At 71.1% G+C, this 13,571-nt stretch carries 14 protein-coding genes; 4 read left to right on the top strand and 10 right to left on the bottom strand.

The genetic code is table 11. The annotated features are described in order from the left end of the window. Window positions 1–2: 2 nt before the first annotated feature. From ACIRP2_RS04725 to ACIRP2_RS04710, 4 genes are all read right to left on the bottom strand, one after another. A complete protein-coding gene (locus ACIRP2_RS04725; RefSeq protein WP_404246518.1) occupies window positions 3–1,031 on the bottom strand; it encodes a 6-phosphofructokinase in 1,029 nt (342 codons plus the stop codon). A 143-nt stretch (window positions 1,032–1,174) separates the two neighbouring features. Then, a complete protein-coding gene (locus ACIRP2_RS04720) occupies window positions 1,175–1,867 on the bottom strand; it encodes a response regulator transcription factor (protein ID WP_361442366.1) in 693 nt (230 codons plus the stop codon). Then, the gene (gene macS, locus ACIRP2_RS04715) at window positions 1,864–3,087 is read right to left on the bottom strand and encodes a MacS family sensor histidine kinase (RefSeq protein WP_404246516.1); all 1,224 of its coding nucleotides are present in this window, start codon (window positions 3,085–3,087) and stop codon (window positions 1,864–1,866) included. The genes ACIRP2_RS04720 and macS overlap by 4 nt, the downstream gene beginning before the upstream one ends. A gap of 51 nt (window positions 3,088–3,138) precedes the next feature. Continuing rightward, on the bottom strand, window positions 3,139–3,882 hold the full coding sequence (locus tag ACIRP2_RS04710) for a lysophospholipid acyltransferase family protein (RefSeq protein ID WP_351078209.1): 744 nt from the start codon (window positions 3,880–3,882) through the stop codon (window positions 3,139–3,141). 194 nt (window positions 3,883–4,076) lie between these two features. Between ACIRP2_RS04710 and ACIRP2_RS04705 the strand changes: the two genes are divergently transcribed. Then, entirely contained in the window at window positions 4,077–4,856 is a 780-nt protein-coding gene (locus ACIRP2_RS04705) for an alpha/beta hydrolase (protein WP_404246514.1), read from the top strand. Further along, a complete protein-coding gene (locus ACIRP2_RS04700; RefSeq protein ID WP_404246512.1) occupies window positions 4,849–5,553 on the top strand; it encodes a hypothetical protein in 705 nt (234 codons plus the stop codon). Before ACIRP2_RS04705 ends, ACIRP2_RS04700 begins: the two co-directional genes overlap by 8 nt. Before the next feature lie 192 nt (window positions 5,554–5,745). On the opposite strand, the gene ACIRP2_RS04695 is transcribed toward ACIRP2_RS04700, so the two are convergent. The 6 genes from ACIRP2_RS04695 to ACIRP2_RS04670 all read right to left on the bottom strand — a co-directional run bounded on the left by ACIRP2_RS04695 (window position 5,746) and on the right by ACIRP2_RS04670 (window position 10,831). Next, window positions 5,746–6,504, bottom strand: a complete 759-nt coding sequence (locus tag ACIRP2_RS04695; protein ID WP_404246510.1) for an endonuclease/exonuclease/phosphatase family protein — start codon at window positions 6,502–6,504, stop codon at window positions 5,746–5,748. Between the two features lie 78 nt (window positions 6,505–6,582). Further along, a complete protein-coding gene (locus ACIRP2_RS04690; protein ID WP_376209780.1) occupies window positions 6,583–7,524 on the bottom strand; it encodes an ROK family glucokinase in 942 nt (313 codons plus the stop codon). Window positions 7,525–7,598: 74 nt separating this feature from the next. Continuing rightward, the gene (locus ACIRP2_RS04685; protein ID WP_404246508.1) at window positions 7,599–8,057 is read right to left on the bottom strand and encodes a DUF5304 domain-containing protein; all 459 of its coding nucleotides are present in this window, start codon (window positions 8,055–8,057) and stop codon (window positions 7,599–7,601) included. Between the two features lie 83 nt (window positions 8,058–8,140). Continuing rightward, window positions 8,141–9,463, bottom strand: coding sequence for an ArsA family ATPase (locus ACIRP2_RS04680; RefSeq protein ID WP_404246506.1), 1,323 nt, complete (start codon window positions 9,461–9,463; stop codon window positions 8,141–8,143). A 4-nt stretch (window positions 9,464–9,467) separates the two neighbouring features. After that, on the bottom strand, window positions 9,468–9,917 hold the full coding sequence (locus ACIRP2_RS04675; RefSeq protein ID WP_404246504.1) for an SRPBCC family protein: 450 nt from the start codon (window positions 9,915–9,917) through the stop codon (window positions 9,468–9,470). Window positions 9,918–10,024: 107 nt separating this feature from the next. Further along, entirely contained in the window at window positions 10,025–10,831 is an 807-nt protein-coding gene (locus ACIRP2_RS04670) for a metallophosphoesterase (RefSeq protein ID WP_404246502.1), read from the bottom strand. 280 nt (window positions 10,832–11,111) lie between these two features. Here ACIRP2_RS04670 and ACIRP2_RS04665 point away from each other — a divergent pair, with 280 nt between their 5' ends. Next, window positions 11,112–12,908, top strand: coding sequence for an AMP-dependent synthetase/ligase (locus tag ACIRP2_RS04665; protein ID WP_404246500.1), 1,797 nt, complete (start codon window positions 11,112–11,114; stop codon window positions 12,906–12,908). 132 nt (window positions 12,909–13,040) lie between these two features. After that, on the top strand, window positions 13,041–13,508 hold the full coding sequence (locus ACIRP2_RS04660) for a spore-associated protein A (RefSeq protein ID WP_404246498.1): 468 nt from the start codon (window positions 13,041–13,043) through the stop codon (window positions 13,506–13,508). Window positions 13,509–13,571: the final 63 nt, after the last annotated feature.

Genomic DNA, 13,571 nt, shown 5'->3' with positions numbered 1-13,571 from the left:
GCTCAGCCGAAGAAGACACCGGCCTCCGCGTAGAGGGCCGGGTCGACCGTCTTCAGCCGGGCCGTCGCCTCCGAGATCGGCACCCGCACGATGTCGGTGCCCTTCAGGGCCACCATCGTGCCGAAGTCGCCGTCCCGCACGGCGTCGATGGCGTGCAGGCCGAAGCGGGTGGCCAGCCAGCGGTCGAAGGCACTGGGCGTGCCGCCGCGCTGGACGTGGCCGAGGACGGTCGTTCTGGCCTCCTTGCCGGTGCGGCTCTCGATCTGCTCGGCCAGCCACTCACCGACGCCGGAGAGGCGGACATGCCCGAAGGAGTCGTGCGATCCGTCCTTGAGGATCATCTCGCCCTGCTGGGGAACGGCCCCTTCGGCGACCACCACTATCGGCGCGTAGCTCGCCCTGAAGCGGGAGACCACCCAGGCGCAGACCTGCTCGACGTCGAAGCGCTGTTCCGGGATGAGGATGACGTTCGCACCGCCGGCCAGGCCCGAGTGCAGTGCGATCCAGCCCGCGTGACGGCCCATCACCTCGACGACGAGGACCCGCATATGGGACTCGGCCGTGGTGTGCAACCGGTCGATCGCCTCGGTGGCGATGCCGACCGCCGTGTCGAAGCCGAAGGTGTAGTCGGTGGCGGAGAGGTCGTTGTCGATGGTCTTGGGAACGCCTACGCATTTGATGCCGTGCCGGTCCGACAGGGTCGCCGCCACACCGAGGGTGTCCTCGCCGCCGATCGTGACGAGCGCGTCGACCTCGTACGTGGCGAGGTTGTCCCTGATCCGGCGTACGCCGTGCTCCGCGCGGAGCGGATTGGTGCGCGAGGAACCGAGTACGGTGCCGCCCCGCGGCAGGATGCCCCGCACCGCGGGGATGGAGAGCGGCACCGTCGCGCCCTCCAGCGGGCCGCGCCAGCCGTCCCGGAATCCGATGAAGTCGTAGCCGTACTCCTGCACGCCCTTGCGGACTATGGCGCGGATGACCGCGTTGAGCCCGGGGCAGTCCCCGCCCCCGGTCAGTACTCCGACCCGCATGGCAGCATCCCTTCGCCGAAGTGAGCCCCCCGACCATCACGCTAATCGTGATCCAGGTCACTCGGGGATGGGGCGGAAGGTCAAATCCGTTGCGTTACGGGGCGGTTGGTCTCACAGATGCGGAACTGCACGCTCCGGCGCGTTCAGGCGTCGTCCAGGCCGCGCTCGATCGCGTATCGCACGAGCTCCACCCGGTTGTGCAACTGGAGCTTGCCCAGGGTGTTCTGGACGTGGTTCTGGACGGTGCGGTGCGAGATGACCAGGCGCTCGGCGATCTGCTTGTACGAGAGCCCCTTGGCCACCAGCCGCAGCACCTCGGTCTCGCGCTCGGTGAGCTGCGGGGCCTTGGGCTCGTCCGAGGCGACGGGTGCGGGGTCGGAGGCGAGCCTGCGGTATTCGCCGAGGACCAGTCCGGCCAGGCCCGGCGTGAAGACGGGATCGCCGACGGCCGTGGACCGCACGGCCTCGGTCAGCTCCTGCGTACTGGCCGACTTGAGCAGATAGCCGGTGGCGCCCGACTTGACCGCCTCCAGTACGTCGGCGTGCTCACCGCTCGCCGAGAGCACCAGCACCCGGAGGCCGGGATGGGAGCCGACGAGCTCCTTGCAGACCTGTACCCCGGGCATGCCGGGCAGATTGAGGTCGAGCACGAGGACATCGGGCACGGCCGCCTTCGCCCTGCGTACGGCCTGCGGTCCGTCACCGGCGGTCGCCACCACCTCGAAACCCGACTCGGAAAGATCGCGGGCGACCGCGTCGCGCCACATCGGATGGTCGTCGACCACCATCACCCTGATGGTCCGCCCCTCGGCGCCCTGGGTGTTCTCCGTGCTCATCCGGCTGATCCCGCCTTCCCCCGTGAAACCTTCGGTACCTTCAACTCGACCTCGGTGCCCTGGCCGGGCACCGAAATCAACTCCGCCGTGCCACCCAGGTCACGCAGCCTTCCCCGGATCGACAGGGCGACCCCCATCCGTCCCTCCCCCTCGGCCTGGGCGAGCCGGCCCTCCGGAATGCCGGGCCCGTCGTCCCGGACCGTCACGATCACCTCGTCCGGCCAGTCCTCCACCAGGATCCAGGTCTGGGCGTTCTCTCCCGCGTGGACCCTGACATTGTCCAGGGCGGCACCGACAGCGGCCGCCAGCTCCCGCGCGGCGGCGGGGGCGAGCAGCACCGGAGCTCCCGGCTCCGCGAAGCTCGTCCGGGAACCGGCGTACGGGGCGAGCAGGGCACGCAGATCGTAGTCGGTCTGCCCGGACGGTTCGTCGTCGACCTCGACGCTGCGGACCACGGCGCCTTCGGCGGCGTCCTCGGAGACCCTGGTGGCGGGCAGCAGACCGCTGGAGACCAGGGTGCGCAGGGCGACTTCCTGCTCACCGGCCATTCGGCCCAGTTCGGCGGCCTCGCCGCCCAGCGCGGTGCCCCGGCGCTGCACCATCGCGAGGACCTGGAGCACGCTGTCGTGGATGTCGCGGGCCAGCCGTTCCCGCTCGCGGGTGGCGGCCTCGATCTCCAGGGCACGGGCCAGGGTGCGCTCACTGGCCCTGGCCACCTCGACGACGTAGCCGATGGCGATGGAGGCGACCCAGACCAGCAGGACGTTGTGGAAGGTGTCCCGGCTGGGCTGACCGCGCTCGATGATGTTGGCGACGGCGACGAACGAGGAGGCGACGGCCGCCCAGCGCCAGCCGCCCTTGATCGCGAAGGCCAGTACGGAACCCGCGGTCCAGATGGACGGCAGCGTCGGCCCGTCGACGTGCTGGGCCTCGAAGTCGGCGAGCGGGGTGACGAGGATGCCGACGAGCGCGAGTGTCAGGTCGGCGCCGAGGAATCGCTTGGTGCAGGCGGCGGCGCCCGCGACCTTCGGGAGGGTGCCGAGCGTCCACGCCGCCATCACCACCAGGAAGGCGATGGCGACCCACGGCCGGTCGTACCTGTCCCGCCCGAAGACGGCGAGCAGGATCGCGTAGAGCATCGTCAGAATGCGATACGCCGTCAGCGCACGCCACAGCGGCTGCTCGACCGACATCCGTACGACCCGCTCGCGCCTGGCCACGTCCCCCACCCCCCGGACGGAATCGACGCGGTGGCGCGCCGAACCGTTCCGTCACCCTTGCGTTCCGGACTCTTTCCCCGCGCGCTTCGCCTCCTCCGCGCGGCGCTTCGCCTCGTCCGCGATCTGCCGCTTGGCGGCGGTCGCGTAGATGTCGACGTACTCCTGGCCGGAGAGCTTCATGATCTCGTACATCACCTCGTCGGTGACCGAGCGCAGGATGAAGCGGTCCCCCTCCATGCCGTGGTAACGGCTGAAGTCGAGCGGTTTGCCGATCCTGATCCCCGGGCGCATCAGCTTGGGCATCACCTGGCCGGGCGGCTGGATCTTCTCCGTGTCGATCATCGCGACGGGGATGACCGGCGCTCCGGTGGCCAGCGCCACCCGTGCGAGCCCGCCGGGCTTGCCGCGGTAGAGACGGCCGTCGGGCGAGCGGGTGCCCTCCGGGTAGATGCCGAAGAGCCCGCCGCTCTCGATGACCTCGATGCCCGCCTTGATGGCCGCCTCGCCTGCACCGCGGGCACCGGAGCGGTCCACCGGGAGCTGACCGACGCCCTTGAAGAAGGCGGCGGTCAGTTTGCCCTTCACGCCGGGCGCGGTGAAGTACTCGGACTTGGCGATGAAGGTGACCTTGCGGTCCAGGACGGCCGGCAGGAAGAACGAGTCGGAGAACGACAGATGGTTGCTCGCGAGGATCGCCGGTCCCTGCGCGGGAATGTTCTCCAGGCCCTCCACCCATGGCCTGAAGGCGAGCTTCAACGACCCGCCGATGGAGAACTTCATTGCGCCGTAGATCAACTCGGGTGCCTCCTGTGTGCTGTCCGACTGACCTTAACCCGTGCGGCCGTCCGTGCTCCCGCCCGGCACAGGACCGGGGCGACCGCCCGGACCGCGACGACCCTGGTCGGTGTCAGTCCGGTCGCGTACGGTGAAGTAATCCTTCTGCACTCCCCCTTTCGCTCCCCTTCGAGCCTCATGAACAGGAGACCCCGGTGCCGGTCCTGCCTGGAGCCGAGCCGTTCCGCCACGAGGGCGGAGAGGTCGGCGTCCTTCTCTGTCACGGATTTACCGGTTCCCCGCAGTCGCTGCGCCCCTGGGCGGACCATCTGGCGCAGCGCGGGCTGACCGTCTCGCTGCCGCTGCTGCCCGGACACGGCACCCGCTGGGAGGACATGCAGCTCACCGGCTGGCAGGACTGGTACGCGGAGGTGGACCGGGAGCTGCGCGCCCTGCTGGAGCGGTGCAGCCAGGTCTTCGTCTTCGGCCTGTCCATGGGCGGCGCGCTGACCCTGCGGCTGGCGGCGAAGCACGGGGACGCGATCAGCGGCCTGGTGCTCGTCAATCCGGCCAACAAGGTGCACGGTCTGTCGGCGTACGCGCTCCCGGTCGCCCGCCACCTGGTGCGAACGACGAAGGGGCTGGCGAGCGACATCGCCCTGAAGGGCTCCGACGAGGTGGGGTACGACCGGGTGCCGCTGCACGCGGCGCATTCGCTGCGGAATTTCTTGCGTCTGGTCGACGCCGAACTGCCCCAGGTCACCCAGCCGATCGTCCTGCTGCACAGCCCGCAGGACCACGTGGTGCCGCCCGCCGACTCGGCCCGGATCCTCAGCCGGGTGTCGTCGACGGACGTCGAGGAGATCCTGCTGGAACAGAGCTACCACGTGGCGACGTTGGACCACGATGCGGAGCGGATCTTCGACGAGAGCTTTTCGTTCATCGGCCGCCTCGCTCCGAGCGTCGGAATGAAGGGGAGCACGTCAGGTGGCTGAGCACGACGCGGAGCGCGCGGGCGGCGGGGAGGAGCGCGAGCCCCTTCCCGCGGAGGGCGCTGCCCTGCCCGCGGAGGGAACGGCCGTTCCCGACGACGGTACGGGTGCGCAGGACGCCGCTGCCCAGCCGGTGCCGGCGGACGCCGAAGGGGACCGGTCCGCCGATCCGTCGATCGACGAGGACGCCGCGTGGCAGGCGATCGTCGCGGGATACGGGGAGGAGCCGCCGGACCCGCCGGGCGCCAAGCCGTTCAGGTCGATCGAGGACCTCGCGCTGCTGGAGGACGACCAGTCGGGCGTCCTGGATCCGGACAAGGGGATCGGCAAGAAGACGCCGAAGCCGCCGGAGAGGCCGCTCGGCAGCTCGATCGTGTTCGCGCCCGGCGTCGCCGGTCCGCGCGACTACGAGGTCGCGGAGCCGAAGGACAGTGATCTCGACGACAGCGACGAGGGGCACTTCGTCCCCCCGGAGCCGCCGCCGCTGCCGGAGGCCGACGTCACGGCGAAGTTCGCCTGGCTCGCGGTCGTCGGCGGTCCGGTGCTGATGCTGGTCGCGGTGCTGCTGCGGTGGGAACTGACCTGGTGGCTCACGACGGTCTGCGTCGGCGGCTTCCTGGGCGGCTTCGTCACCCTGGTGGCGCGCATGGACGACGGCGACGAGGACGACGACGACCCCGGGCGCGGAGCGGTGGTCTGAGGACGGACGGCCCCGAGGGGCGACGGCGTCACCCGGCCGCGGAGGGCGCCTTGTCGCCTTGCCGCGGGCACGGTCCGCCCGTGGCCGCCCGCTGACGCCGGGTGGCCTCGGACGCCGCCCTGCCCCCGGCGGGGCCCACCGGGCAGGCACACGGCCCGCCCGAAGGCGCCGCGCGGCGGCCGGCCGCGCGGCTCAGGGCCTGGTCGCGGGCACTCGTAGGGCCGCCAGTACCGGCAGATGGTCCGTGGCCGCCCGCAGATCCGCCTCGGCGACACCGGGCAGCCCTGTGGGGACGCCGCAGCCGAGCACCTCGATCCCGTGCGTCGCGAAGACCGCGTCGATGCGCCGCTGCGGACGGTCCGGCGGGAAGGTGTTCTCGGCGCCCCACGGCCGGACCGCCCAGCAGTCCTGGAGCCGTCCGGCCAGCCGTCGGAATGCGGGCCCGGTGGGTACGTCATTGAGGTCACCGGCCGCGATGGCGTGCTCGACGCCCATCGCGTCCAGCCGTTCCAGCACCATCCCCGACTGGGCCAGGCGTTCCTCGCGCTGCAGGCTCAGATGGAAGCTCAGCAGTCCGATCCGGGTGCCCGCGATCCGTACCACCGAGGTGGCGAAGCCCCTTCGGTGCAGTCCGGGCGTGAGCGGCAGCAGGACATCCTCCGTCCGCTCCACGGCGGCCCGCAACGAGCAGAGCAGCAACGGCCCGGCCGCCGTGCCGCCGCCGCTGAGCACGACCAGGTCGGTGCGGGCCGCGAGCCAGGCGGCGCGCTTGCGCCAGCGGAAGAAGCGCGGGGCTTCCTGGATGAGGACGAGGTCGGGGGCGCAGGCGCTGATGACGCGGGCCAGCGCCTCGCGGTCGTCGCGCATCGACCGGATGTTGTAGCTGAGCACCCGGATGACTGCCGAACCATCCTGCTCGGTACGGGAGTCGGGCAGCGGCGTCGGGACCATGCGTCTCACGATACGACGGACGCCCGCCGCTCCCCATGGGGCGCGACGGGCGTCCGGCTCCGTCCGGCTGTCGGTAGCTCAGCCCTGGCGGGCCAGGTCCGCCGCGCCCACCAGACCTGCCTTGCCGCCCAGTTGGGCCGCGAGCACCTGGGCGTGCGGGCGCCACTCGCCGCCGATCAACCAGCGCCGGAACGACTTGCGGATCGGGTCGAGGACGAGGTCGCCCTCGTCCGACACCCCGCCGCCGACGATGAACGCGGACGGGTCGAAGAGCGAGGCGAGGTCGGCGAGTCCGGCCCCGGCCCAACGGGCCAGCTCGCGGAACGAGTCGATCGCCACCGGGTCGCCCTGCCGGGCGGCCGTGCTGATGTGCTTGCCCTCGATGCCGTCCACCGTGCCGTCGCCGAGCGACAACAGGATCGTGGCGTTCTCGGGGGTGGCGTTGGCACGCTGCTTCGCGTACCGGACCAGAGCGCGCCCGGACGCGTACTGCTCCCAGCAGCCCTGGCTGCCGCAGCCGCAGAGCAGCCCGTCCGGGACGACCCGGATGTGGCCGAACTCGGCGGCCACACCGAAGCGTCCGCGGCGCAGCTTGTTGCCGATGATGATGCCGCCGCCGAGACCGGTGCCGAGCGTGATGCAGATGACGTCGTCGTGGCCCTGTCCGGCGCCGAAGCGGTACTCGCCCCAGGCGGCGGCGTTGGCGTCGTTCTCGACGACGACCGGCAGGCCGACGCGCTGTTCGACCTTGTCCTTCAGCGGCTCGTGCCGCCAGTTGATGTTCGGAGCGAACAGCACGGTGGCGCGCTTGTCGTCGACGTACCCGGCGGCGCCGATGCCGACCGCGTCGATCTGGTGGCCCTCGCCCGCGCCGGACACGGCCGCCGCGATCGCGTCCACGATGCCTTCAGCCGTCGGCGGGGTCGGCACCTTGAACATCGAGAGGATCCGGCCCTCTTCGTCGACCACTCCAGCTGCGATCTTCGTGCCGCCGATATCGACGCCGATGGTGAGTCCCATGAATCCCTCAGTTTCGGTCGAGCCCCGCTGTGGCCAACGGTACCCGAGCCGGGGACCCGACCCATCCGTGCCGGTCAGTCCAGGTCGATGTGTTCGCCCGCGGCGGGACCCTCGTCGCGGGGGTCGGTGGGGTCGTCGGCCCTCTTGTCGGTGGACGCGGAGTCCTCGGCACCCCGGGTCCAGCGGCGTTCCTGGCCTTCCACGGCGGAACGGTAGGCGGCGAGGAGTTCGCTGCCGGCCGCGGCGATGTGGTCGAAGACGTCCGGATTGCGCTCGATGACGGGCTCGACGGCGGACTTCGCCTGCTTGATGATCTGCTGCACGGTGCCCTGGGCCGTCGCGCCGAAGAGCGGCGTCCCGAGGGACGAGACCTTGTCGGTCACGGCGTCGACCAGCTTGCGCAGTTCCTCGGCGGCGGAGCCGGGCGGCGGGCCGTACCGGGCGCGGCGGCGGGCCCTCTCCGCTTCGAGGTCCTCGGCGCAGGCCTTCGCCCACGCGTCGTCGTCGACGGGACGATCGGTGGCTTCGCTCATGGCGGACTCCTGCGACGTGGTTCGGCTGCGGCCCGGCGTACGGGCCGCGTACTACCGACGTTACCCGAACCGTGTCGCGCCGTTCAGCTCGTCCGCGGCCACAGTCCGGGGTCCGGCGTGAACCTGACCCTGAGCACCCCGTCGGTGAGTGCGGCGCCGGAGACGGTGCAGCGACGCAGCCCGGACTCCAGGGGGACGATCCGGTGGAACGGGCCCACGGTGAGGAGCAGTTCGTTGCCGCGGCGCACCAGCTGGAGGTCCGTCTTCACTGCGCCGGGCAGGGGCAGGCACCAGACCAGGACGGAGTCGCCGTCGGACGGGGGGACGGCCACGATCCGGTCGCCGGGCAGCAGGGTACGCAGCTCGTCGATGCCCCCCGGGGCGTTCGGGTCCTCGATCCACCAGGGGTCGTCGGCCCGGCCGGGGCTCCGGTCCTCCAGCTCCGCGGCGAGTCCGTCGCCCTCGAAGCGACCGCCCCCGGTACCCGCTTCCTCGAAGACGGTGCAGCCGGCCCCGGTGTCGAGGAGGACGAGGTCGTCCGGGCCCCGCGGGTCGCGGCCGAGGTGGGGCACCTCGCACAGGGCCGCCGCGGGCACCCATTCCTCGTACCAGTGGTCGACGGTCTTCTCCTGCTGCGCGGCCAGTGCCGCGAACCAGGGGTCGCCGGAGTGCCTGGGCAGGACCCGGTTCACCACGAGGGTGTCGACGCGCAGTCCGTGCAGGGCGAGTCCGGTGCGGGCGGTGCGCAGGGCGTCCTCGGCGGCGGGGCCGGGTTCGGCGACCAGCCGGAGCGTGGTGTTGCGGTCCTCGATCAGGGCCTGGACGTCGGCCAGCTCCGCGTCCCTGCGGGCGGCGGCCTCGTACAGCCACTGCGCCGGCATGGGGACGCCGGCGAGCTGGGCGAGCATCGGGCGCAGGGCGCGTGCGGCCTGGCGCTCCTGGGGCAGCAGCCGGCGCAGATAGCGGCGCAGCTGTTCGGGGAGGGCGAGCACGGCCAGCGCCTCGCGCAGCGGCGGCAGATCGACGACGAGGAGTTGGTAGCCCTCGTGCGACCAGTCGCCCTCGGCGGCGCGGCGCAGGGTGTGCAGGAGGGCGAGCTGGGCGCTGCCCGGGAGTTCGGTGAGTTCCTCGCCGTCCAGCCGGTTCCCGCCGAGCAGGTCGAGCACCCCGGACGCCTGGTCCTGGAGGGCGAGGAGTTCGCTGCGGAAGTGCTCGCCGGAGTCGATGCGGGCGGACCACAGGCCGTCGGTGACCTCGGCGGGTTCCGTGCCGTCGGGGAAGCCGGGTATGGCGTCGGTGGAGAGCAGCAGGGTGCGCCGGCCCCGGCGGGCCGCGGCCAGTGCGGTCGCCGCCGCGACGGTGGTACGGCCGGCGCCGCCGGGGCCGGTGACGAGAACCGTACGCACCCGGTCAGGCCTTCGGTACGGACTCGACGCGCTTCTTCAGGCCGGCCAGGGCCCGGTCGATGATGACCTTCTCCGCCTTGCGCTTGATCATGCCGAGCATCGGGATCTTGACGTCGACGGTCAGCCGGTAGGTGACCTCGGTACGGTCGCCGTCGCCCAGCGGGGCGAGTGCGTAGGACCCGTCGATGGCGCGCAGCATCTGGGACCTGACGAGGGTCCAGCTGACCTCGTGGTCGCCGATCCAGGTGTACGCGAGGGTGTGGTCGTCCTTGATGGCTCCGGCGTCCAGGACGAGACGGACCTGCTCGGCGCGGCCCCGGTCGTCGACGGCGAGGACCTCGGCCTCCTTGACCTCACCGGTCCACTCCGGATAGCGGGCGAAGTCGGCGATCACTCCCATGACGTCGGCCGGTGCCGCCTCGATCGTGATCGTCGAGCTGGTGTGTTCAGCCATCGCCGTGGCTCCTCCAGTGCGGTGTACCGGTGCGTCGGCAGATGCCTGCCGTCTGAAGGCTATCGCGTGTGCGCGCCGCCTCGGCCCAGGGTCCGGTGCCGGTGCGTTCACCACTCCAGGGCCCACGGCCTGCCGGTGGACGCGAAGTGGCCGACGTTCACGCATTCGGTGGCACCGATGCGCATGCGGCGGACCAGGGGCTGGTGGACATGGCCGAACAGCGCGTACCGGGGACGGGTCCTGCGGATGGCGTCGAGCAGCGCCCGGCTGCCGCGTTCGAAGCGGCGCGCCACCGTGTCGTACGTCAGCTCCGGCACGTCCGGCGGAATGTGGGTGCACAGCACGTCGACCGGGCCGACCGCCTCGATCTTGGCCGCGTACTCCTCGTCACTGATCTCGTACGGGGTGTTCATCGGGGTCTTCAGGCCGCCGCCGACGAACCCGAGCACCCGGCCGCCGATCTCGATCCGGTCGCCGTCGAGGACCGTGGTGCCCGGCTGTGCGTACTCGGGCCACAGGCCGGGAATGTCGACGTTGCCGTAGGTGGCGTACGTCGGGGTGGGGAAGGCCGCGAAGAGTTCGGCGTACTGCTTGCGCACCGCCGAGACGATCGCGGCGTTGCGGTCCTTGCCCGCCCACAGGCCGCGGCCGAACGCGCGGGCCTCCTCGAAGCGGCGGGCGGTGCGCAGCTCGACGATCCGGTCGGCGTTCTCCACGCCGAAGAGATCGGGGAAGATACCGCGCGAGTGGTCGGTGTAGTCAAGGAAGAGCACCAGGTCACCCAGGCAGATCAGGGCGTCGGCGCCGTCCCCGGCGCGGGCCAGGGCCTCGGTGTTGCCGTGCACGTCACTGATCACATGGAGGCGGGTGCGCCGCGCGGTCGCGGTTCCTTCGCTGTTCGGTCCGGCTGGCATGGCGACCACCCTAGGACTCCGCCGTCCACCTGGACAGAGGCCGCCGGACCTGCGACGACCGCCGGCTCGTCACGGCGGTGGACTACTGTGCGCCCAAGGATCACGGTTGTATGTGACGCATAAGACATCTGGCCGGAACCCCCTATCGGGAACCGAGTACTGGTGGGTAACGTCCGGGCAGTCCAGTCGTGCTCACCCCACTGAGCACTTGCCATTCTTGGACCGCAGCCGGTGCGTCGCACAGAGCCGTGGCACCGGAGCCCGATGAGGAGCAGCAGTCTTGCGCGAGTTCAGCCTTCCGGCCCTGTACGAGGTCCCTTCGGACGGCAACCTGACGGATCTCATCCGCCGCAATGCCGCTCAGCATCCCGATGTCGCGGTGATGAGCCGCAAGGTGGCGGGCGGGTGGGCCGATGTCGACGCCGCACAGTTCCTGGCCGAGGTCAGAGGCGTCGCCAAGGGGCTGATCGCTGCGGGGATCGAGGCGGGCGACCGGGTGGCTCTGCTGTCCCGTACGCGCTACGAGTGGGTACTGCTCGACTTCGCGATCTGGAGTGCCGGCGCGGTCACCGTGCCGGTGTACGAGACGAGCTCGCCGGAGCAGATCCAGTGGATCCTCGGTGACTCCGGTGCCGCCCTGTGCATCGTGGAGTCCGAGGCGCACCAGGCCTCCGTGGCCTCGGTCCAGGCCGACCTGCCGGCCCTGAAGGGCATCTGGCGGATCGACGACGACGCGGTCCGCGGCCTGTCGGCGATCGGCGAGGACGTCTCGGACGCGGACCTGGACCTGCGCATGGCGAGCGCCAAGGCGGACGACCCGGCGACCATCGTCTACACCTCGGGCACCACCGGCCGCCCGAAGGGCTGTGTGCTCACGCACCGCAGCTTCTTCGCGGAGTGCGGCAACGTGGTGGAGCGGCTGAAACCCCTCTTCCGTACCGGCGAGTGCTCGGTGCTGCTCTTCCTGCCTGCCGCGCATGTCTTCGGACGGCTGGTCGAGGTGGCCTCGGTGATGGCCCCGATCAAGCTCGGCTGCGTACCGGACATCAAGAACCTCACCGATGAACTGGCCTCCTTCCGCCCGACGCTGATCCTCGGTGTGCCGCGCGTCTTCGAGAAGGTCTACAACGCGGCGCGCGCCAAGGCGCAGGCCGACGGAAGGGGCAGGATCTTCGACCGGGCGGCGAGCACCGCGATCGCCTACAGCCGCGCGCTGAGCACCCCCCAGGGCCCGTCCATGGGCCTGAAGTTCAAGCACAAGCTCTTCGACCGGCTGGTCTACGGCAAGCTGCGGGCCGTGCTCGGCGGACGCGGCGAGTACGCGATCTCCGGTGGCGCGCCGCTGGGCGAGCGGCTCGGCCACTTCTACCGCGGCATCGGCTTCACCGTCCTGGAGGGCTACGGCCTCACCGAGACCTGCGCGGCCACCGCCTTCAACCCGTGGGACCGGCAGAAGATCGGCACGGTCGGCCAGCCGCTGCCCGGCTCGGTCGTCCGGATCGCCGACGACGGCGAGGTGCTGCTGCACGGCGAGCACCTGTTCACCGGCTACTGGAACAACGAGGCGGCGACGGCCGAGGCACTGGCCGACGGTTGGTTCCACACGGGCGACATCGGCACGCTCGACGAGGACGGCTATCTCGCGATCACCGGCCGCAAGAAGGAGATCATCGTCACGGCGGGCGGCAAGAACGTCGCTCCGGCGGTGATCGAGGACCGCATCCGCGGGCACGCCCTGGTCGCCGAGTGCATGGTGGTCGGCGACGGCCGGCCGTTCGTGGGCGCGCTGGTCACCCTGGACGAGGAGTTCCTGGGCCGCTGGGCCGACGAACACGGCAAGCCGGCCGGTTCGACGGTCGCGTCGCTGCGCGAGGACCCTGAGCTGCTCGCCGAGGTGCAGCAGGCGGTGGACGACGGGAACGCGGCGGTGTCCAAGGCGGAGTCGGTGCGCAAGTTCCGCGTCCTGGTCTCCCAGTTCACCGAGGACGCCGGCCACATCACGCCGTCGCTGAAGCTGAAGCGGAATGTGGTGGCGAAGGACTTCGCGGACGAGATCGAGGCGATCTACCGGGGCTGACGGCCGGCTGCCGGAACCCCCAGCCGTCAACCGAGGCCGAAATCCATTGGCTGAAACGCGACCTTGTGTCGCTAATCGGCCAGTGCGAGGGTCTGGATCACACCGCTGATCCACAGTCCAGGGGGGACTCCCATGCGCGTTGCCTTCAAGCGGGCCGGCCTCATCATGGCCATGGCCGCCTCCGCCTTCGTGGCGGTGCCCGCCACGGCCCAGGCCGCGGCCACCGCGGCCAGCCCGGCCGCGGTCTGCGGCGCCGACGGCTACAGCTACTCCGTCGTCGCCTCCGCTCCGGTGAAGTTCAGCAGTGGCACGGTCGCCGGCACGGTCTATCTGATGTACAGCAGCGGGAACGGCAAGAACTGCGTCGTCACCGTCAAGACCTCGTACACCGGTTCGGCCACCTTCACGACGGCCCAGCTCATGATCCAGAACGGCAACTCGTACGTGGATCAGGGCAACTACACCAGCTACGCCGGCCCGGTCCGGGGCAGCGCCGCGGGCAAGTGCGTGAAGTACTGGGGCACGATCAACACCGGTCCGGACGGACAGGCCGGCATCAACGCCACGGGTGGACGCATGAGCTGGGGCAACTGCGGCTGAGGCAACCCGCCTCCACCGGCCGGACAGCGACACCGCTGTCCGGCCCCGGTACGAGCACACCGC

Source organism: Streptomyces sp. NPDC101194 (assembly GCF_044767885.1).
Taxonomy (GTDB): Bacteria; Actinomycetota; Actinomycetes; order Streptomycetales; family Streptomycetaceae; genus Streptomyces.
The sequence above is the reverse complement of the archived record's forward strand: the minus strand, read 5'-3'. Positions and strand labels throughout refer to the sequence as shown.